Origin of the sequence: Tropicimonas sp. IMCC34011 (genome assembly GCF_003390865.1) — a bacterium.
GTDB lineage: Bacteria > Pseudomonadota > Alphaproteobacteria > Rhodobacterales > Rhodobacteraceae > Tropicimonas_B.
In genome coordinates this window covers 712,854-732,566 of the sequence record NZ_QMEJ01000001.1, presented here as the reverse complement: position 1 = coordinate 732,566, position 19,713 = coordinate 712,854, and the positions used below count along the sequence as shown (strand labels likewise).

22 protein-coding genes are annotated in these 19,713 nt (G+C 69.0%); 12 read left to right on the top strand and 10 right to left on the bottom strand.

What is annotated here, in order from left to right; genetic code table 11:
* From DQG15_RS03530 to DQG15_RS03520, 3 genes are all read left to right on the top strand, one after another.
* Complete coding sequence (locus tag DQG15_RS03530) at window positions 1–855, top strand: ATP-binding protein (protein WP_116082771.1); 855 nt, start codon at window positions 1–3, stop codon at window positions 853–855.
* 80 nt (window positions 856–935) lie between these two features.
* On the top strand, window positions 936–1,922 hold the full coding sequence (locus tag DQG15_RS03525) for an XdhC family protein (RefSeq protein WP_116082769.1): 987 nt from the start codon (window positions 936–938) through the stop codon (window positions 1,920–1,922).
* Between the two features lie 248 nt (window positions 1,923–2,170).
* Window positions 2,171–3,184 (top strand): molybdopterin-binding protein, encoded by a 1,014-nt coding sequence (locus DQG15_RS03520; protein ID WP_116082768.1) that lies wholly within the window; start codon window positions 2,171–2,173, stop codon window positions 3,182–3,184.
* A gap of 59 nt (window positions 3,185–3,243) precedes the next feature.
* On the opposite strand, the gene lexA is transcribed toward DQG15_RS03520, so the two are convergent.
* The 7 genes from lexA to DQG15_RS03485 all read right to left on the bottom strand — a co-directional run bounded on the left by lexA (window position 3,244) and on the right by DQG15_RS03485 (window position 8,823).
* The gene (gene lexA, locus DQG15_RS03515) at window positions 3,244–3,894 is read right to left on the bottom strand and encodes a transcriptional repressor LexA (protein WP_116082766.1); all 651 of its coding nucleotides are present in this window, start codon (window positions 3,892–3,894) and stop codon (window positions 3,244–3,246) included.
* A 66-nt stretch (window positions 3,895–3,960) separates the two neighbouring features.
* Complete coding sequence (glp, locus tag DQG15_RS03510) at window positions 3,961–5,151, bottom strand: gephyrin-like molybdotransferase Glp (RefSeq protein WP_116082765.1); 1,191 nt, start codon at window positions 5,149–5,151, stop codon at window positions 3,961–3,963.
* The gene (gene moaC / locus DQG15_RS03505; RefSeq protein ID WP_116082763.1) at window positions 5,148–5,627 is read right to left on the bottom strand and encodes a cyclic pyranopterin monophosphate synthase MoaC; all 480 of its coding nucleotides are present in this window, start codon (window positions 5,625–5,627) and stop codon (window positions 5,148–5,150) included. Before moaC ends, glp begins: the two co-directional genes overlap by 4 nt.
* Complete coding sequence (trpC, locus tag DQG15_RS03500) at window positions 5,624–6,424, bottom strand: indole-3-glycerol phosphate synthase TrpC (protein ID WP_116082761.1); 801 nt, start codon at window positions 6,422–6,424, stop codon at window positions 5,624–5,626. Before trpC ends, moaC begins: the two co-directional genes overlap by 4 nt.
* A 100-nt stretch (window positions 6,425–6,524) precedes the next feature.
* A complete protein-coding gene (locus tag DQG15_RS03495; RefSeq protein ID WP_116082759.1) occupies window positions 6,525–7,211 on the bottom strand; it encodes a uracil-DNA glycosylase in 687 nt (228 codons plus the stop codon).
* A gap of 8 nt (window positions 7,212–7,219) precedes the next feature.
* Window positions 7,220–8,233: an anthranilate phosphoribosyltransferase gene (gene trpD, locus DQG15_RS03490; protein WP_116082758.1), complete on the bottom strand. Its 1,014-nt coding sequence runs from the start codon at window positions 8,231–8,233 to the stop codon at window positions 7,220–7,222.
* Window positions 8,230–8,823, bottom strand: coding sequence for an aminodeoxychorismate/anthranilate synthase component II (locus DQG15_RS03485; protein ID WP_116082756.1), 594 nt, complete (start codon window positions 8,821–8,823; stop codon window positions 8,230–8,232). Before DQG15_RS03485 ends, trpD begins: the two co-directional genes overlap by 4 nt.
* A 172-nt stretch (window positions 8,824–8,995) precedes the next feature.
* Between DQG15_RS03485 and DQG15_RS03480 the strand changes: the two genes are divergently transcribed.
* Window positions 8,996–11,989 (top strand): divergent polysaccharide deacetylase family protein, encoded by a 2,994-nt coding sequence (locus DQG15_RS03480; RefSeq protein WP_116082754.1) that lies wholly within the window; start codon window positions 8,996–8,998, stop codon window positions 11,987–11,989.
* A 50-nt stretch (window positions 11,990–12,039) separates the two neighbouring features.
* Here the strand turns inward: DQG15_RS03480 and DQG15_RS03475 are convergent, their stop codons facing one another.
* The 3 genes from DQG15_RS03475 to pyrC all read right to left on the bottom strand — a co-directional run bounded on the left by DQG15_RS03475 (window position 12,040) and on the right by pyrC (window position 15,639).
* Entirely contained in the window at window positions 12,040–13,542 is a 1,503-nt protein-coding gene (locus DQG15_RS03475; protein WP_116083722.1) for a replicative DNA helicase, read from the bottom strand.
* 301 nt (window positions 13,543–13,843) lie between these two features.
* Entirely contained in the window at window positions 13,844–14,518 is a 675-nt protein-coding gene (locus DQG15_RS03470) for an orotate phosphoribosyltransferase (protein WP_116082752.1), read from the bottom strand.
* Window positions 14,519–14,595: 77 nt separating this feature from the next.
* The gene (pyrC, locus tag DQG15_RS03465; protein WP_116082751.1) at window positions 14,596–15,639 is read right to left on the bottom strand and encodes a dihydroorotase; all 1,044 of its coding nucleotides are present in this window, start codon (window positions 15,637–15,639) and stop codon (window positions 14,596–14,598) included.
* Between the two features lie 107 nt (window positions 15,640–15,746).
* On the opposite strand from pyrC, the gene DQG15_RS03460 reads away from it, so the two are divergent.
* From DQG15_RS03460 to DQG15_RS03425, 8 genes are read left to right on the top strand one after another with little or no spacing between them, the layout of a single operon-like run.
* The gene (locus DQG15_RS03460) at window positions 15,747–16,595 is read left to right on the top strand and encodes an urease accessory protein UreD (protein WP_116083720.1); all 849 of its coding nucleotides are present in this window, start codon (window positions 15,747–15,749) and stop codon (window positions 16,593–16,595) included.
* A gap of 16 nt (window positions 16,596–16,611) precedes the next feature.
* On the top strand, window positions 16,612–16,914 hold the full coding sequence (locus DQG15_RS03455) for an urease subunit gamma (RefSeq protein WP_116082749.1): 303 nt from the start codon (window positions 16,612–16,614) through the stop codon (window positions 16,912–16,914).
* 1 nt (window position 16,915) lies between these two features.
* Window positions 16,916–17,491: an HD domain-containing protein gene (locus tag DQG15_RS03450; RefSeq protein WP_116082748.1), complete on the top strand. Its 576-nt coding sequence runs from the start codon at window positions 16,916–16,918 to the stop codon at window positions 17,489–17,491.
* Window positions 17,488–17,793: an urease subunit beta gene (locus tag DQG15_RS03445; protein WP_116082746.1), complete on the top strand. Its 306-nt coding sequence runs from the start codon at window positions 17,488–17,490 to the stop codon at window positions 17,791–17,793. The genes DQG15_RS03450 and DQG15_RS03445 overlap by 4 nt, the downstream gene beginning before the upstream one ends.
* A gap of 49 nt (window positions 17,794–17,842) precedes the next feature.
* Window positions 17,843–18,415, top strand: coding sequence for a hypothetical protein (locus DQG15_RS03440; RefSeq protein ID WP_116082744.1), 573 nt, complete (start codon window positions 17,843–17,845; stop codon window positions 18,413–18,415).
* Between the two features lie 35 nt (window positions 18,416–18,450).
* A complete protein-coding gene (locus DQG15_RS03435) occupies window positions 18,451–18,765 on the top strand; it encodes an antifreeze protein (RefSeq protein ID WP_232830696.1) in 315 nt (104 codons plus the stop codon).
* A gap of 4 nt (window positions 18,766–18,769) precedes the next feature.
* Window positions 18,770–19,261: a GFA family protein gene (locus DQG15_RS03430; protein ID WP_116082740.1), complete on the top strand. Its 492-nt coding sequence runs from the start codon at window positions 18,770–18,772 to the stop codon at window positions 19,259–19,261.
* Window positions 19,258–19,698 carry an SRPBCC family protein gene (locus tag DQG15_RS03425; protein ID WP_116082739.1) on the top strand — a complete coding sequence of 147 codons (441 nt, stop codon included), beginning with the start codon at window positions 19,258–19,260 and terminating at the stop codon, window positions 19,696–19,698. The genes DQG15_RS03430 and DQG15_RS03425 overlap by 4 nt, the downstream gene beginning before the upstream one ends.
* The last annotated feature ends 15 nt before the right edge of the window (window positions 19,699–19,713 follow it).

Below are 19,713 nucleotides of genomic sequence, written 5' to 3'. Positions count from 1 at the left end.
ATGCCGAAGGACGGCCTCGCCGAAGACGCGCTCACCCGCATCGCGGCCGCCCTCGAACGCCTGGCGCCGCCGCCCCCCGCCGAGCCGGACTTCACGGAGGCGTCCGCCTTCGTCTGGCAGGCGGAGGACCTGCGCCTTCTGCCCGTCCGCGATGTCACCCGTCAGCCGCTGGACCTTCTGATCGGGATCGACCGTGCGCGGGACACGCTCCTCGAGAACACCCGTCAGTTCGCCAAGGGACTTCCTGCCAACAATGCGCTGCTCTGGGGCGCGCGGGGCATGGGAAAATCCTCTCTGGTGAAGGCCGTCCATGGCGCGCTCTTGGAGGAGGGGCATGCGCTGAAGCTCGTCGAGGTGCTGCGCGAGGATCTGCCCTCCATCGGCCGCCTGCTGTCGCTCCTCGATGGCGCCGCCGAGCGCTTCGTTCTCTTCTGCGACGATCTCTCCTTCAGCCATGACGATCAGCACTACAAATCCCTCAAAGCGGTTCTCGACGGCGGGGTTCGCGGACGGCCCGCCAACGTGGTCTTCTACGCGACCTCGAATCGCCGTCACCTGATGCCGCGGGACATGATCGACAATGAGCGTTCCGCCGGGATCAATCCCGGCGAGGCGGTGGAGGAGAAGGTCTCGCTCAGCGATCGCTTCGGCCTCTGGCTCGGCTTCCACCCCTGCGATCAGGACGCCTACCTTGCCATGGTCCGCGGCTATTGCGACGCCCATGACCTCGAGATCGGCGACGAGGAGCTGCGCGCCGAGGCAATCGAATGGCAGGCGACGCGCGGTGGCCGTTCGGGCCGCGTGGCATGGCAGTTCTTCACCGATCTGGCCGGTCGCAGGGGCGTGCGCCTCTGAGCCGTCTGCCGGGGCGGGGGCGTTGCCTGCTGGTCGGCCCCCATGCCGCGTCCTAGCTATGAGCGCCAAGGAGACGCCGCATGACGACACCCGCCTTCGATGACATCCCGGAGACCGCTCTCGCCTGGCACCGAGAGGGCAGGGGCGCTGCCCTCGCGACCGTGATTGAAACATGGGGCTCCGCCCCGCGCCCTGTCGGCAGCCAGCTCGCGATCTCGGGCGACGGCGCCATCGCCGGGTCCGTCTCCGGCGGCTGCGTCGAGGGCGCCGTGGTGGTGGAGGCTGCGGACATGATCGCCACCTCGGCGCGCGAGGCCAAGCTGCTCGAGTTCGGCGTCTCCGATGACGAGGCTTTCGCAGTCGGTCTGGCCTGCGGCGGCCGGATCGCCGTTCTCGTCGAGCCGATCGGGTCTGCCCTGCCGGACACCCTCCTCTCGGAGCTTGTGGAGGCCCGCGCCGCCCGCCGTCCCGTCGCCTACCTCGTCGATGCGGAAGCCGGTCAGCGTCGTCTTGCCGGTCCGGAAGAGGAGGGCCTGCCGGCCCGTTTCCGCGCGGACCGGTCCGGCTTTCTGGAGGACGGGCGAACCTTTGCAGGCATCCACAACCCGCCGCTGCGGATGGTCGTGGTCGGCGCCGTCCACATCGCTCAGCCGCTCGTCGTCATGGCCCGTCTCGCCGGCTATGCCCCCGAACTGATCGATCCGCGCGAGGCGTTCGGCAGCGCCGAGCGCTTCCCCGGCGAGGCGCTGTCCCACGATTACCCCGACGAGGTTCTGGCGCGCGTCCCACCCGATGCGCGAACTGCCGTCGTCACGCTGTCACACGATCCCAAGATCGACGACCCGGCCATCCTCGCCGCTCTCCGCTCCGACTGTTTCTATCTCGGCTGCCTCGGCTCCACCCGCACCCACGCCAAGCGCATGGATCGCCTCCGCCCACAGGTCGGCGATGCCGCACTCGCGCGCATCCACGCCCCTGTCGGGCTCGACATCGGCTCCCGCAGCCCGGCCGAGATCGCCATTTCCATCATGGCCGAGGTGACCGGCGCTCTGCGGCGGGGGGACTGATGTGGTTCGGAGAGGTCAGGACAGAAGCCGCGGAGGGCGCGATCCTTGCCCACTCGTTGCGGGTGGAATGCCCCGTCGAGGCCGCTAGGGGCGAAGACGAGCGGACCGGTGCCGAAGCGGGCGCCGCCGCGGCGGTGGGAGAGGGTGGGTACAGCCACGACGCTGGTGGATATCCACCTTCTTCGGATGACAGACAGTCCGCGGGCCTGGTAGCTGCCAAACCGCCCGACTTCCTCACTCCTACTGACATGCGGACCCCTAAATCGGCAGCGACTGATTCGGCTCCGCGGGCGGACGGGCAGGGCCGCGACCGGACCGCCCTGCGAATATGGAAGAAGGGGCACGTCCTGTCTGCCGAGGACACCCGTGCCATCCTACGCGGCGGGATCGAGCGAATCACGGTCGCCCGTCTAGAGCCCGGCGACATCGGCGAGGATGCCGCCGCCGCCCGCCTGGCCGCTGCCCTCGTTCCGGGTCCTGCTGCTGCGGGTCTGCGCCTCAGCGATCCGTTTACGGGGCGGGTCAACATCAACGCCGCGGGCCCCGGCCTGATCGAACTGGATGTCGAGGCGATCCACGCCCTGAACGCCGTCGACCCTGGCATCACTCTCGCCACACTGGCCCCCTTCGCGCGGGTCACTGCCGGGCAGCTCGTCGGCACCGTGAAGGTCGTAAGCTATGCTGTTCCCAAATCGGCGCTTGAGGCGGCGTGCGCCCGTGGGCGCGGTGCGTTTCGCCTGACGCCTCCGCGCCTCAGGACCGCGGCCCTGATCCTGACGACGGTGCCGGGGCAGAAGCCCTCCCTGAACGAGAAGGGCCGGGCTGCCGTTCAATACAGGCTGGACGCGCTGGAGGTCGGCCTCATCGAGGTCAAGGATGTCCCGCATGAAACGGGCGCCATCGCGCACGCCCTTGCCGGCGTTGAGGCCGATATCGCTCTCATTCTCACCGGGTCGGCGACGTCGGACCTGCACGACACCGCACCGGACGCGCTCAGGCGATCCGGAGGGGCAGTCAATCGTTTCGGAATGCCGGTCGATCCGGGCAACCTTCTGTTCACCGGCACGCTGCGCAACGGGCGGCCCGTGATCGGCCTGCCGGGATGCGCGCGGTCCCCCGCTCCGAACGGCGCGGACTGGGTGCTCGAGCGCCTCATCTGCGGCCTTCCCTGTGGCGATGAGGAGATCTCCCGGATGGGCGTCGGAGGGCTGCTCAAGGAAAGCCCCGGAAGGCCCCATTCGCGCGAGCGGCGCGGTCCTTGACCGGGCCGGGCATCCTGCAGGGTCAGCCAAGTTAAGCTAGTTACCCTGCGACCGAACGATCAGTACGTCCGGATCAGACCGACGAGCCGTCCCTGAACCTGAACCTGGTTGTCCTTGAGGATGCGCGTCTCGTAGGCGGGGTTGGCGGCTTCGAGCGCGATGGCGCCCTTCTGCCTGCGGAACCGCTTCAGCGTCGCTTCCTGGCCTTCGACGAGCGCGACGACGATGTCGCCGTTATCGGCGGTGAGCTGTTCGCGGATCACGACCACGTCCCCGTCATTGATCCCGGCATCGATCATCGAGTCGCCGCGGACCTCGAGAGCATAATGCCGACCCGCGCCGACCATGCCCTGGGGAACGGCAACCGCGTGACTGACCTCGCTGATGGCCTCGATCGGCACACCGGCCGCGATCCGGCCCATCACGTCCAGCTCGACAGCGCCGGGGATTTCGGGACGGTTTGAAGGGGCGGGCGCAGATCTGGCGGAGCTCAGCGATTCAGGTAGCTTGACGACTTCAAGGGCACGCGCGCGATGAGCGAGCCGTCGGATGAAGCCGCGTTCCTCGAGCGCCGTGATGAGCCTGTGGATCCCTGATTTCGACTTGAGCTCCAGCGCATCCTTCATCTCGTCGAAGGATGGCGGAACACCGTCGCGCTGGATCCTCTTGTTGATGAAGTCGAGAAGGTCGAGCTGTTTCTTCGTGAGCATGGGCAGCCTGTTCGTGGGCGACAGATAGCCGCTTTGCGGATGTTCTGCCCTCGTTCTTGTTTTGTGTCAAGCCGTTCCTGCCCACAGGGGCAGGGTTTCCACCGTCTCTCCCGCCATGCGCGGCCCGTCATTTTCCGGTCTCACGATCAGGTGGGTGGCTTCGGCGAGGATGCTCAAGAGCGAGCTGTCCTGGCTGGGAAATGGGCGCACGGTGCCGTCGTCCGCAATGCTCGCCCGCATGTAGTGGGCTCGTGGTCCATTCGCCGGCAGGTCCACCGCCAGCGGCCTCGCAACCGTCGGCATCTGGACCTTCGGCAAGCCCTGCATCGCGCGGAGGAGGGGGAGGACGAACAGCATCCCGCAAACGATCGAGGACACGGGATTTCCCGGCAGCCCGACCATGGCCGTCTTTCCGATGCGACCTGCCATCAGCGGCTTGCCGGGTCGCATCGCGACCTTGTGGAAGGCGCGTTCCATGCCGAGGTTCTCGGTCACGTCTCCGACAAGGTCGTGATCGCCGACCGACACGCCGCCGACCGTGACGAGAAGGTCAGCATGTTTCGCCAGTTGGACGCTCAGGTGGAGGCTTTCCGCGGTATCCCTGGCAATCGGCAACAGGGACACATCGGCCCCCTCCGCCTCGAACATCGCCTTGAGGGCGTAGGTGTTCGACGCGACAATCTGATCCCGCGCAGGCGTCTCGCCGGGCGCTACGAGTTCGTTTCCGGTGGCGAGCAGGGCAACCACAGGACGTCGGGCGACGGTCAGGATCCCTGCGTTCATGGATGCGGCGAGCGCAATGTCCCCGGGGGTGAGACGTCGGGGCGCCGTCAGCCTGTCGCCCGCCCGGAAATCTCCGCCGGCAGGGCGGATGTTCGTGCCGTCACCGAGCGTCGGAAGGATTTCGATTTCGTCTCCGGTTCGCCGTGTATCTTCTTGAATTACAACGTGATCTGCGCCGTCAGGTATCGGCGCACCGGTGAAGACCCGGATGCATTCTCCCGCCTCGATGCGGCCCGTCCACATGCGTCCCGCCGGTGCTTCCCCGACGACCTTCAGGGTCGCGCCAGGGGCGACGTCAGGCGCGCGCGCTGCATATCCGTCCATGGCCGACGCGGCGAATGGTGGCTGGTCCCGGATCGCCACGACATCTTCGGCAAGCACCCGTCCTGCAGCCATGGAGATAGGCACGGGTTCGGAGGGGAGCGGGCTGGCGAGACTGAAGATATGCTTCAGGGCATCTGCAACGGAAATCACGTGCGGTCTGCCTCGTAACGTCCTGATTTTCCGCCATCCTTCAGGACGACCCGTATCTGTCCGATCTCCATGGCGCGATCTGCGGCCTTAAGCATGTCGTAGATTGTCAGGCCCGCGATGCTGACCGCTGTCAGGGCTTCCATCTCCACGCCGGTCCGGCCCGTCGTCTTGACTGTGGCCGTGATGCGGACCCCCGGGAGCGTGTCGTCCGGCGTCAGGTCGAGAGCGACGCGGGCGAGCGGGAGGGGGTGGCAGAGCGGGATGAGATCGGCGGTCCGCTTGGCGGCCATGATGCCGGCAAGACGAGCGACACCGAGGACATCACCCTTCTTCGCCGTACCTTCGTTTACCAGTGCAAGTGTCTGAGGCGACATGAGAATGACGCCCGTCGCTTCGGCGATGCGGTCCGTCTCGGCCTTGCCGGAGACGTCGACCATGTGCGCTTGCCCGGCGTCGTCGAAATGCGTGAGGCTCATGCGGCTACCGGGTTCGCGAGGAGGCTGCGCGCCGCCTCGGCAACGTCGGATTGCCGCATCATGCTTTCGCCGATGAGGAAGCAGCGGGCCCGGTATCCGGCGAGTTCGGCGAGGTCGGACGCCGTTCCGATCCCGCTCTCGGTCACGAGGATCCGATCGTGGGGGACGCTTGCGGCCAGGGACTTCGTCACATCAAGAGAGGTCTCGAAGGTATTGAGGTTCCTGTTATTTATTCCCATCAACCGCGATGGGAGCCGGAGAGCCCGGTCGAGTTCCTCCGCGTCGTGCACCTCGATCAGGACGTCCATCCCGTAGTCCGACGCGGCCGCGCAGAGATCGGAGGCCTGACCGTCCGACAGGGTCGCCATGATGACAAGGATGCAATCCGCTCCGAGCGCACGGGATTCCGCGACCTGCCACGGATCATAGAGGAAATCCTTCCGAAGGACTGGCAGCGAGACGGCGTCCCGCGCTTCGGCGAGAAAGGCATCGGACCCTTGGAAGGACGGTCCATCGGTCAGAACGGAGAGGCACGTGGCGCCACCCTCGGCATAGGCCGCCGCGAGATCCTTCGGGGAGAAATCCGCGCGGATGAGGCCCTTGGACGGGCTCGCCTTCTTGATTTCGGCAATCAGTCCGTAGCCTGCCTTCGAGGCGGCCTCGAGCGCATCGGCGAATGGTCTGACAGGGGATGCCGCGCGGGCGGCGGCGTCGACCTCGGCGAAGGAGCGTGCCGCCTTTCGGGCGGCGACGTCTTCGAGCTTGTAGGCCTTGATACGGTCGAGGATCGTGGACATCGGGCTCCTCCGGAACGCGTGGGACGTGACCGGTGGTAGCTTGCCACGCCGGCGCGGTCTAGGCGGAGGACGACCCTCCGTGCGTCACAGGCGGTGGGGCTCAGTCGCGCTCGACGTTTGCGGGTGCGTCCGGGCCGGCCCAGTCGATCGGGGCCTCTCCCCGGCGCTCGAGCCAGTCGTTCGTCTGGCTGAAGGGGCGCGCATCGAAGAACCCTTTATACGCCGAAAGCGGAGATGGGTGCGGCGCGGGGAGCATGAGGTGATCGGGGTTCGTAAGGCGGGCGCCGATCTTCTGCGCCGGTCCTCCCCAAAGAAGAAAGGCGCGGGGCGCGGTATCGAGCCGGTCCAGCACCTCGCTCACGAGGCGGGACCATCCCAGACGCGCATGACCCTGCGCCTTGCTTTCGGGAACGGTCAGGGCGGTGTTCAGGAGGAGCACGCCCTGTTCGGCCCAATCGGTCAGATCGGTGCGGGTTCGGCGACGTCCGGTCTCCGCCTTAACGAGCTTCAGGATGTTCCCGAGGCTGTCGAGACGACCGCCGAAGCCCGCAGGTATCGAGAATGCGAGCCCGTCCGCCTTGCCGCGCGTGTGATAGGGGTCCTGCCCGAGGATCACGGCCCGGGTGCGCTCCGGCGGGGTAAGTTCGAGCGCCCGGAAGATGGAGGCTTGGGGCGGGAAGACGGGACCGGCCTCCTCGGCCAGCCGCGCTTCGATTTCGGGCAGCGTCTCCTCGAAGAAGGGCAGGTCGGCCCAGCCGCCGAGACGGGACGTGTCGAGGCGGTCCATGCTCCGGATCAGCCTGTCGTGATCCGGGCGAGATGGGCAGCCTTTTCACGCGCAGCGCCGCTGTCGATCGACTCGGCGGCCATCCGGGCGCCGTCTTCGAGGGTCTCGACACGCCCGGCAACGAGAAGGCCCGCGGCGGCGTTCAGAAGGACCGCATCGCGATAGGCGCCGGTCTCGCCGTCCAGAAGACGAACGATCGCCCGCCCGTTCTCCTTCGGTGTGCCGCCGAGGATCGCCTCGAACGGGTGAACCGGCAGGCCCGCTTCTTCCGGCGTTACGATCCGCTCCGTCACCTTGCCGTCCTTCAGCTCCGCAAGCCAGGACGGCCCGGCGATGGACAGCTCGTCCGTCCCGTCGCCGCCATGAACGAGCCAGGCGTGCTCGGAGCCGAGCTGACCGAGCGTGGTCGCCATGGGCACGAGAAGATCCCGCGAATAGGCGCCGGTGAGCTGGCGCAGGACCCCGGCGGGATTGCTGAGCGGTCCCAGCACGTTGAAGATCGTGCGCGTTCCGAGTTCCGTGCGGACCGGTCCGACATGCTTCATCGACGGGTGGTGCATCGTCGCCATCATGAAGGCGATGCCGGCCTCGGAAAGCGCGCGCTCGACGATGTCCTTGCCGACCATCACGTTGACGCCGAGCTCCCCCAGCGCATCCGCCGAGCCCGATTTCGACGAGAGGTTCCGGTTGCCATGCTTCGCCACGGGAACGCCCGCCCCGGCGACCACGAGCGCCGCCGCGGTGGAGATGTTGAGCGTGCCCTTGCCGTCGCCCCCGGTGCCGACGATGTCGATCGCGCCCTCTGGCGCGGCGACGGAGATGCAGTGAGCGCGCATCACGGCGACGGCGGCCGTGGTCTCCTCGATGGCTTCGCCGCGGGTCCTCAGGGCCATAAGCAGGCCGCCGATCTGCGCGGCGGTCGCATCGCCCTCGAGCAGGATCGTGAAGGCTTCCTCGGCCTCGGCGCGTGTCAGGGCGCGCTCGGCGGCGGCGGCGATCAGGGGCTTCATTCGGTCGGTCAAGCGGCCTCCGCAGGGGCAAGGCCCGCGAGTTTCAGGAAATTGCGGAGGAGGGCGTGGCCATGCTCCGAGCGTATGCTTTCGGGGTGGAACTGGACACCGTGAATCGGCAGGTCCCGGTGGGCGAGGCCCATGATCGTGCCGTCCTCCAGCGCCGCCGTGACCTTAAGGGTATCGGGCAGCGATTCCTTCTCGACGATCAGCGAGTGGTAGCGCGTGGCGGAGAGCGGGTTCGGCAGTCCTGCGAACACGCCGGTTCCGCCGTGCTGCATGAGGCCGGGCTTGCCGTGGACGATCTCGTGGCACCGGACGACGCGGCCACCGAAGGCCTGCCCGATCGCCTGGTGGCCGAGACAGACGCCCATGAGCGGAATGCGCGCCTCCGCCGCCGCTGCAATCAGCGGCAGGCAGATGCCGGCGCGGTCGGGATCGCAGGGGCCGGGCGATATCAGGATGGCGGAGGGATCGAGCCCCATCGCCGCCTGCACGTCCAGCGCGTCGTTGCGTTCCACGCGGATGTCCGCACCGAGCTCGCCCAGATAGTGCACGAGGTTCCAGGTAAAGCTGTCGTAGTTGTCGATCAGCAGCAGCATGACGGGACCTTCCGGGGGAAATCGCGTGAACCGCCGTCGCGGCCGGGCTATACTTGCCGCGCCCCGGCGGGCAGGGTCAAGAGCGACCCCGGCGCCGGGGCCTCGAGGGGTGAACGGTGCGGGACAGGGCCGGGCCCCAGGGGGCAGACAGAGACGAGCGGGAGCTTACACTATGGGCGGCGGAATCCTGTCGGGACTTCTTTGGGGCAGTGCCTTGTCGGTCATCGCGCTCGGCGTGGCGTCGCAGCTCGCACCGCTGCCGGAGACGAGGGGATCGGAATCAGGGGCACCTGAGCCGGAGGCCACGCTGGAGGTCCTGCCCGGCGCAGCACCGGACATGGCACCCTCGACGGGCCGCGATGGCGCCGCTGCGCGCCTGAGCGTGCCGGAAGCGGACGAGACGCCAGAGCGCCGGCCGGAGCCCCTGGCCTCGCGTCCGGCACCTGCCGGCGAGGCCGTAGATCCCGGCGTCTCCGCCGAGCTGAACGTGCCGGCCGGATCCGAGTTCCGGCGCGGACTGACCGATGGCGCGCCGAGCCTTCCCGAACCGGACGGTCAGGGCCCGTCGCTCTCCACCTTGCCGTCCGCACCGCAGGGCAGCGCCGCTGGAGAATTGCCGCTGCGCTTCGACACCGACCCCGCGGGACGTCCCGATGCCTCCGACAGTCCGGTCCGGGCGCCGCGCGCACCCGAGGCCGGGGACGACTCGCCCTCCCTCGCCGCGCCGGCGCAGGAGGACGGAGAAAAGAGCGAGGTCACCCAATCGCCGGGCGTCGCGCCCGAGGTTTCGGGTCCCGACGCGCTGCCGCCGCGCGGTGAGGAGGCCCGGGGCGAGGGGAGCGGTCGGACAGGCCTTCCGGCCGAAGGCGGCACGGCGCCCGAGGTCGCGTCCATGAGCCCCGCGCGTGGGACTGCGCCGGATGCAGAGGACGGCGCCAGCCTGGATGCAGCGCGAACGGCGCCGGGCGCCGAATCCGAGTCCGGACAGGACGCCGCCCTCGCGACACCCGTCGCGATCGACGTTGCGGAAGAGGAGAAGGACGGTCCGGCCGATGCCATCACGGACGGGCGCAGATCCGATTCGCGCCGTGAAGGGGATCCTGCTGGCGATTCCGATCCCGAGCTGGCGGCTGGCGCTCCGGACCGGATCCGGCAGGGAATGACGGACGAGGCCGGGATGACCCCCGAGATCCGCCCGGAAACTCCTCTGTCCACGGACAGACCCGAGATGGTTGCGGCCTCCTCGCTGGAACCCGCTTCCACGAGCGATCTCGATCCCGAGCCGGGCGCCCCGGTCGCGGCGCTGGAGGGCGATCGGGCGGGCGCAGCTGAACCGGACAGGCCCACCCTCGAAACCGGTGCTCCCGCCACCCCCGCGGACGCGCCGCTTGCCAGTGAGCCGGCCCTCACGGAGATCGATGAAGGGGCGCGTATCACGGCCGGCGAGGCGGTCTCCGCGAGCGGCGGAGATGAGGTCGAGGCCGCCAGCGCCGATCCCGCGATGACCGAAGCCGCTCCAGAGGCGCGCCGGGCAGGGGCGGCGGACAGCGTTTCTCGTGCCGATATCGGCTCGTCCGACCCCGCAGCCGTACCCTCACCCACACTGTCCGCACGGGCTCGCCCGGGTGACGTTCCGGACGCGCCGGCTCCCCGTCGGGCGGCGGGCGAGCCCGGCGATCCGGCGCGCTCCGATACGGCGGAGGCGAGTTCCGGCCCGTCTACCGAGCTGACCATCGGCGCCACCGCCAGCGGCGCGCGCCCGGCGGACCGCGCCGCGCCCGCCTCGACGACGCAGGCGGATCCCTCCCGGATCGCCCGGACCGGCGCCACACGCTCGCGCTCGCCGGAGGCTGAGGACGCGGCCAGCGCCCCGGCGACCCCGGCCATCCTCGCCTCGTCCCGCACCGCCACCCGCAGCGACACCGCCGAGGCAGACCGGCCCGGAGAGAGCCCTGTGACGGCCGCGGCGTCACAGCCTGCCATGCGAAGCCCGTCCGGCGATGCGGACCGGTCCGAAACGCCCGCTGCCGCGACCGTGTCCTCCGCGAGCCCGGATGCGCCTCGCGCCGCTCGCGGTGTGCCGGCGCCGGTCTCGTCCGCCTCCGCAGAGCGGGCAGGATCGGACAAGGCTCCCGCCATAGAGACCACGGGCCCCCTCGCCAGTGCGGCTCCCCCCGAGACGGCGCCGCGCGAGGCAGCACGGCGGAGTGCGCCCGTCGGCTCGGAGCCGGCCCGGACCGCTGACCGCGATGCCGCGCGCACCACCCGGTCAGAGGCGCCCGTTCGCTCGGACGCGCCGCGCATCACGGGGCGCGAAGTGGTGCAATCCCCCGAGATGCCGCCCATGGTCGACGATCAGGCGCCCACCGGGATCGGCCTCCGCGTCCTGCCGCTGACGGAGAGGACCGGCCGCTCGACGCTCCCCCCGGAAGGCAACCTCGTTGCCCGCAGGGCCGCGGACATGGACCTTGGCGAGGACGTGCCGCAGGCCGAGAGCCAAGGTGCCCTGCAGCGCAATGCCATCCCCTTCGAGGATGCCGCTGGCCGCCCGCTACTTTCGGTGGTGCTTCTCGATGACGGCACGACGACGCCCGAAACCATTTCCGGCCTCGCCTTCCCGGTGACCGTTGCCGTCGATCCCGCCTCGGAGGACGCAGCCGCGCGCGCCGCGTCCCTCTCAGGCGCCGGCGCAGAGGTCGTGATCATGGCGAGCGGCCTGCCGAAGGGCGCCCGGCCGCAGGATCTCGAGACCTCCGTCGAGGACTGGCTGACCCGCGTTCCGTCCGCCATCGGCGTGATGGACACGGAGGCCCGCGATCTCGGCGCGGACGAGGACATGGCGCGGCAGGCGATCTCCGCCCTCGCGCGCGAAGGGCATGGCCTCCTGCTGCGCGATACGGGGCTCGGCGGCGCGGAACGCCTCGCCGGCGAGGCCGGTCTTCCCTCGGCGTCGCTCTGGCGCCGCATCGACATGGGTGAGCCGCGTCCGGCCGGGATCGGGCGTGCGCTCGACCGGGCTGCATTCGAAGCGGGCCGGATCGGCGGGGTCGTCGTCTCGGCGACAATGGCGCCGGACACGCTCGAAGGTCTGAGAAACTGGGCGGCGGCTGAGGAGGACGGCTCGGTCGCGCTCGCGCCCCTCTCGGCGATACTCGCGGACGAGTAGGCGCCACCTCTTCGTGTGGGATTCCCCCAGCGGGCCGGGGCCGATGGCGATCAGAAGTCGCCACCGCCCTCGGCACGATCCTGCCACGGTTTCACGAGGTTTCCGAAGCGGGTGAAGCGGCCTTCGAAGGACAGCTCGACGGTGCCGATGGGGCCGTGCCGCTGCTTGCCGATGACGACCTCGGCCTTGCCGTGGGCGCTCTCCATTTCCTGCTGCCACTTCGCCATCGCCTCGAGGTCGTTCTCGCCCGGCTTCTCGCGTTCCTTGTAGTACTCCTCGCGGTACACGAACATCACCACGTCAGCGTCCTGCTCGATGGAGCCGGATTCCCGCAGGTCAGAGAGCTGGGGCCGCTTGTCTTCCCGCGATTCGACCTGCCTCGACAGCTGGGAGAGGGCGATGACCGGGATGTCGAGTTCCTTGGCGATGGCCTTCAGGCCCTGCGTGATCTCGGAGACCTCGTTGACGCGGCTGTCCTTCGCCGATGCGGGGCGGACGAGCTGGAGATAGTCGATCATCAGAACGTCCAGACCGTGCTCCCGCTTGAGCTTGCGGGCGCGGGTGGCGAGCTGGCTGATCGGCAGCGCGGGCGTGTCGTCGATGTGCAGCGGACAGGATTCGAGGGCCTTCGCGGCCTCCACGAACCGACGGAACTCCTCCTCCGTCATGTCGCCGCGGCGGATCTGTTCGCTCGGCACCTCGGCCGCCTCTGAGAGGACACGCGCGGCGAGCTGTTCGGCGCTCATCTCGAGGGAGAAGAACCCGACGACGCCGCCCTCGAGCGTTCCTTCGGTTCCGTCGGGCCGCCGGCCGCGGCGGTAGGCCTTGGCGACGTTGAACGCAATGTTGGTCGCCAAGGACGTCTTGCCCATTGAGGGGCGTCCGGCGAGGATCAGAAGGTCCGAATTGTGCAGTCCGCCGAGCTTGCGGTCGAGGTCGGTCAGGCCGGTCGAGACGCCGGCGAGACCGCCCTCGCGCATGTAGGCGGCGTTCGCGACATGAACCGCGTCGGTGACCGCGCGCAGGAAGGACACGAATCCGCTGCCCGCCTTGCCCTGCTCGCCGAGGGAATAGAGGTCCTGTTCGGCGCGGACGATCTGCTCGTCCGGCTCCATCTCCGCATCGACCTTGGCCGCGCGGGCAGCGATCTCCTTGCCGACTTCCATGAGCTTCCGGCGGGTCGCGAGGTCCCGCACGATCTGGGCGTAGTCCCGCGCCGCGAAGCTGGCGATGGCGGCGGAGGAGAGCTGCACGAGGTAGCCCGGCCCCCCCAGTTCCTTCAGCCCCGGATCGTCCTCTAGGAAGGTCTTGAGCGTGGTCGGCGTCGCCTGGAGGTTCTTCGCGATCCGGCTTTCGGCGAGCGTGAAGATGCGCGCGTGGACCGGGTCGTAGAAGTGCTCCGGCCGCACGATGGAGGCGACGCGGTCCAGAGTGTCGTTGTTGGTGAGGATCGCACCGAGGAGCTGCTGCTCCGCCTCGATGTTGCACGGCACGCCGCCGTCGCCCGATCCGCTCTGGCCGCCGCCCGGCGTGATGGTGGTGATCTCGTTCATGTGCATGCCCGGCCGGCTTGGCGCCGGTCCCCTGTTCTGGGCGATCTGCCGTCGCCCGGATCGTCCCCGGTTCTACGCCCTCGGGGCCGTTTGCGCAAAATGTATGAACCTGTGGAGAGCTCGTGGACGAGCTGTGGATAGACTGTGGATGAAATGGCCCGGACGGCTCTGCGGAGCGCGGCGTTTGCACCGGCCCCGCTGCGGAGAGATCCAGAGATGCGTTTTCTCGCACGCCATATCGCCGCCCACGCCCGCCCTCAGTGCCGGGCGAGCGCTGCGGGGCTGTGCCGAGAGGCCCGTCTTACTTCCGGGCCGCCTGCCATGCGCGGGGATCGGCGAGGAATTCCTCGACGCCGTTCAGCGCATCGGGGCCGAAGGCTTCGCGCTCCTTGGCCACGGCGAGGACATCGTGCCAGGTGCAGAGGCTGTGCAGCGTGACGCCGTGGTCGCCCAGCGTCTTGGACATCTCGGGGTAGATTCCCCAGGAGAAGACCACGGCGGTATGGGCGCAGGTGGCGCCGGTCTCGCGGATCGCGTCGACGAAGGAGAGCTTGGAGCCGCCGTCGGTCGTCAGATCCTCGACGAGAAGGATACGCTGGCCCTCCGTCATCACGCCTTCGATCCGGGCGCCGCGCCCGTAGCCCTTCGGCTTCTTGCGCACGTAGCTCATCGGCAGCGCCAGCCGCTCCGACATGAACGCCGCGAAGGGAATGCCGGCGGTTTCGCCGCCCGCCACCCCGTCGAACGCCTCGAAGCCCGCGTCCCGCATCACCGTGACGGCGAGAAAGTCCATCAGGGCGGAGCGCACGCGCGGGAAGGAGATCAGCTTGCGGCAATCGATATAGGCCGGCGACGGCAACCCCGACGACAGCGTAAACGGCTCCTCGGGGCGGAAATGGACCGCGTCCACCTCCAGCAGCATCCCGGCGGTCAAGCGAGCGATGGTCTGGCGATCGGGAAAGCTGGTGGGGATCATGTCGGCCTCGTCTGCGAAGGAGCTGTTGCGGTCGGAAACGGCTCCTAGCGCGCGGGGCCGGGCAGGGGAAGGGCGGCTCAGTCCACCACACGCCAGTGGATGGGCCGGCCGGGATCGAAGACGGTCACGTCCTCACCGCCCTCGACCGCGACGGGCGCGGGGACGTCCTGCGGATCGCCCTTGGCGAGCGTGATCTTGACGGTGTTCGGCGTCAGCCCGTAGAAGGCCGCGCCGTTGAAGGACGTGAAGTCCTCCAGCGCGTCCAGCTTGCCGGCCTCGTCGAAGACCTCGGCAAGGCACGCCATCGCGTTCGGCGCCGTGAAGATGCCGGCACAACCGCACGCACTTTCCTTGGCGTGGGTCGGATGCGGCGCGCTGTCCGTGCCGAGGAAGACGTGGGGATTGGCCGAGGTGACCAGCTCCACGAGGGATTCGCGATGCACTTCGCGCTTGGCGACGGGGAGGCAGTAGTAATGCGGACGGATGCCTCCGACGAGCATGTGGTTGCGGTTGATCATCAGGTGATGGACCGTGACCGTCGCCGCCAGGTCGCCCTGGCTCTCGGCGAGATAGGCGCAGGCGTTGGCGGTGGTGATATGCTCCATGACCACCCGCAGGCCGGGCGTGCGGCGCCGGATGGGCTCCAGCACCCGGTCAATGAACGCGGCCTCGCGGTCGAAGATGTCGATCTTCGGATCGGTCACCTCGCCATGCATGCACAGGGGGATGCCGGCCTCGGCCATCGCCTCCAGAACCCCCTGGACCTTTGTGAAGTCCTTCACGCCGGACGCCGAATTGGTCGTGGCGCCCGCGGGATAGAGCTTCACCGCGGTGATCTCGCCGCGCTTGTGAGCCGAGACGACATCCTCCGCGTCCGTCTCCTCGGTCAGGTAGAGCGTCATCAGCGGCGTGAAGTCTGCGCCGTCCGGCAGCGCCGCCATGATCCGCTCGCGATAGGCGGCCGCATCCGCCGCCGTCACCACGGGCGGGACGAGGTTCGGCATGATGATGGCGCGGGCGAAGTGCCGGGCCGTCTCGGGCAGCACCGCCTTCAGCATGGCGCCGTCCCTGAGGTGGAGGTGAAAGTCGTCGGGGCGGGCGATACGGATGATGTCTGGCATGGGATCCTGTTAGCCTCGCCACTCGGGGACGGTCCAGCGAAAACGGGCAATGCCGCGTTGCAGCATCGGGCGGAGGGATCTACCATGGGGGCGTGAGGGACGCGATGATGTTGGACGGCAGCCGAGCGACGGGACGATTGCAGCGCGCCGAGGGGCGCGCGCATGTGGCCTTCGCAGCGGCCCCGGGCGGCGCGCGTCTCACCGGCCTGCACCAGTCAGGCTGCGCCAAGGCGATGCTTCCGCGCAGTCCGGGCAGGGTGCCCGAGGCGGTGTTTCTGAACACGTCGGGCGGGCTGACGGCCGGGGACCGGCTCACCTTCTCGCTCGATCTCGCAGCCGGCGCGCGCGCCGTCGGCACCACGCAGACCGCCGAGCGCGCCTATGCCTCCCTCGAGGGGCCGGCGGCAGATGTGCGCACCGATCTCAGCCTCGCCTCGGGCGCCTCCCTCGACTGGCTGCCGCAGGAGACGATCCTCTTCGAGCGCGCCGCGATGGCCAGGCGCACCCGTGCCGAGCTGGCCCCCGGCGCGCGCCTTCTGATGGTGGAGACGCTGGTCCTCGGACGGGCCGCGATGGGGGAGGTGCTGAGGAACGTGCGCCTCCTCGACCGGCGCGAAGTGGTCCGCGGCGGCGTGCCGCTCTGGATCGACCCGGTGGAGATCGGCGCCGAGGCGCTGGCCCGTGCCGGGGATCCTGCGCTCTTCGGAGGGGACCGCGCCTTTTCCACGGTTGCCCTGATCGCGGATGGCGCCGAGGATGGGCTCGGGCCGGCGCGGGACGCGCTCGCCGGGGTCACGAGAGACGGGCACGGCGTGCGCGCTGTCGCCTCGGCCTGGAACGGACGGCTCGTCGCGCGTCTCGCGGCGCCGGACGCCTTCCCTCTGCGGCGCGCCTTGCGCAGCCTCTTCGCGACGTTGCGCGGCGGCGCCCCGATGCCCCGCGTCTGGCAGGATTAACGAAAGAAGGACGGACATGAACCTGAGCCCCCGTGAGAAGGACAAGCTGCTGATCAGCGTCGCCGCGATGGTCGCGCGCGGGCGGCTGGAGCGCGGCGTGAAGCTGAACCACCCCGAAGCCATCGCGCTGATAACCGATTACGTCGTCGAAGGCGCACGGGACGGCCGCTCCGTCGCCGATCTGATGGAGGCCGGCGCCGGTGTCGTCAGCGCCGATCAGTGCATGGACGGGATCCCGGAGATGATCCACGACGTTCAGGTGGAAGCGACCTTCCCGGACGGCACCAAGCTCGTGACCGTCCATCACCCGATCCGGTAGCATGACAGACCAGACCACCCTCCAGCGCCTGACCCTCGCCTACGTGATCGCGGCCGAAACCCATTCGGGCCAGCGGCGCAAAGGCTCGGACGTCACGCCCTACATCAATCACCCAGCCGAGGTCGCGCGGCTCGTCTCCGAGCACGGAACGCCGGACGAGGTCATCGCCGCCGTGCTGCACGACACGGTCGAGGATGGCGACGTCACCCTCGGCGACATCCGCCGCGACTTCGGCGAGACGGTAGCGGACATCGTGGAGGCGCTGACCAATCCGCCGGACTGGGAGGGTCTTTCGCGCGCAGAGATGAAGGATCGTCAGGCCGAGCACATGGCCGATGCGACGCTGCCTGTGAAGCGCGTCAAGATCGCCGACCAGACGTCGAACGTGCGTGATTTCTTCCGCAATCCGGGCGCATGGGACGAGGCGGCTGCCCGGGAGTACATCGACGGGGCGGAGCGCGTCGTCGACGCCTGCCGCGGAACCGACGCGCTTCTGGAGCACCTCTTCGACCATGCCGTCGCCGAAGCGCGCAAGGCAAACGGGCTGACCGCCCCCCGCTCAGGAGAAAATGCATGATTCCCGGAGAAATCATCGTCGCGGCAGGAGATATCGTGCTGAACGACGGTGCCGAACAGACGGTGCTTCTGGTGGCCAATACCGGAGATCGACCGGTCCAGGTCGGAAGCCACTACCACTTTGCCGAAACCAACTCCGCTCTCGAGTTCGACCGCGCCGCAGCGCGCGGCCAGCGGCTCGACATCGCTGCCGGGACCGCGGTGCGGTTCGAGCCGGGGCAGACCCGCGAAGTCCGCCTCGTTCCCTATGGCGGGGCGAGGCGGGTCGTCGGGTTCAATGCCGAGGTGATGGGCGATCTCTGAGGATCGCCCGCGCCATTTCACGCCCGCATCCGAAAGGAACGACGAGATCATGACACCGATGGACTTCTGGCGCGCCAACTTCACCATGTGGGCGAAGGCGTCTGAAATGCAGGCCGAGACGATGAAATCCGTCTACGGCGTGACCAGCGGCTGGCAAAGCGCCATGCTCATGCCGGGCCTCTGCGCCATGGCCGCGTACCGCCCCCTGACGGGCGGCAAGCATGCCACCGAAGTGAAGCCCGTGCCCACCGGAAAGGCAGCACCGGCCGCGCGTGCCCCGGTTGCGCGCAAGACGCCGGCCAGTGTCAGATCGGCCGCCTCGGCGCCTGCGCCGCACTCCATCGAGGAAATCTACGAGCGCTCCGTTGCGAAGAAGGATGCCAAGCCCGCATCCGCGCCGGTCAAGGTCGAGGCGCCGAAGGCCGTTCCTGCCAATGCAGGCTCCAACACGGAAAAGCCCGCTGCCGCATCCGCGACACCCGCCCGTGCTTCGAAGAGCGCCGCCCCGGCGCGCAAACAGGCCGCAAAGCCGACCGCCTCGCGCAGCACCCGCAGCACCACCAAACGCCAGCCGGCCAGGGCGGGCAACCGCGCCACGCCCCGCTCCGGCGACAAGTCCTGACATCCGGCCGCTCCGGCCACGGGAGATAGAAGACCATGCCACGCAATCCGGCCCCGTGGGAGCTTGCCACCCATATCTGTTCGGCGTGGACCCAGTCTATGCTGCTCGCGCAGGAGGCCCAGATGGTGATCGCCTACCGGACCCTCGGCGCCGCCGGCCTCTGGCCCGTCGCCGCCAGCGAGAACAGCCGCATGGTCAGCGAGAAGGCCCCTGCCTTCAACGCCTCCGCCATGGCCGCCTGGATGGCGGCCATGACCGGCAAGCGCCCGGACGAGATCATGACCGCGGCCATCCGGCCCCTGCGCAAGGAAACGAGCCGCAACGCGAAACGCCTCTCAGGGAGACGTTGACGATATGCCGATGACGCTCGAGGGCTCCTGCCGCTGCGGCGCCGTGCACTTCACGCTTCAGAGCCACACACCCGTACCCTACCAGCTTTGCTACTGCTCGATCTGCCGAAAGACGGGCGGAGGCGGTGGCTATGCGATCAATCTGGGCGGGCTCGCAAAGACGCTGACCGTATCCGGTGAGGACGTAATCGGCAGGTTCAGCGCCGAGATCGAGCGGGGCGGCATCTGCGAGACCTCCTCCGGAGAACGCAGTTTCTGCACCGGCTGCGGCGCGGCTCTCTGGGTCTACGATCCGGGCTGGCCGGACCTGATCCATCCCTTCGCCAGCGCCATCGACACGGACCTTCCCGCCGCACCGGAGCGCGTCCACATCCTGCTCGCGGACAAGGCGTCCTGGGCCCGGGTCCCGGACGGCCCGGCAGAGACGCATTTCGAGGGCTATCCGGACGAGAGCCTTGAGGATTGGCACAAGGCGCGGGGCCTGTGGGTAGCATGAGGACGGTTCGGCTCCGGCACGATTACGATGCCCCGCCGGACAGGCTCTGGCGCCTCGCCACCGATTACGGCGCGCTCGCGCGATCCTGCGACGGTCTCGTCAGCTTCTCCGGCCTGCCGGACGGCCGGGTCCGCGAGGGCCAGGAGATCGACGTCCGGGTTCGGCTTTTCGGCCGCTTGCCGCCGCAGCCCTATACCATGCGTGTCATCGCCTGCGACGACGACGCCATGACCTGCCTGTCCGAAGAAAAGGGGATGGGCGTGCGCCGCTGGCGTCACACCTTTGCGGTCACGCCGCGCGGGTGCGGATCCCGCCTGTCCGAGGAGATCGAGATCGACGCCGGCCCCCTGACCGCCCTTTATGCGGCTTGGGCCCGGCTTCTCTATTCCCGCCGTCACCCGAGGCGCGTGGAGATGCTGGAACGCCAGGCGGTCTGACCTCCGGGCCATTCA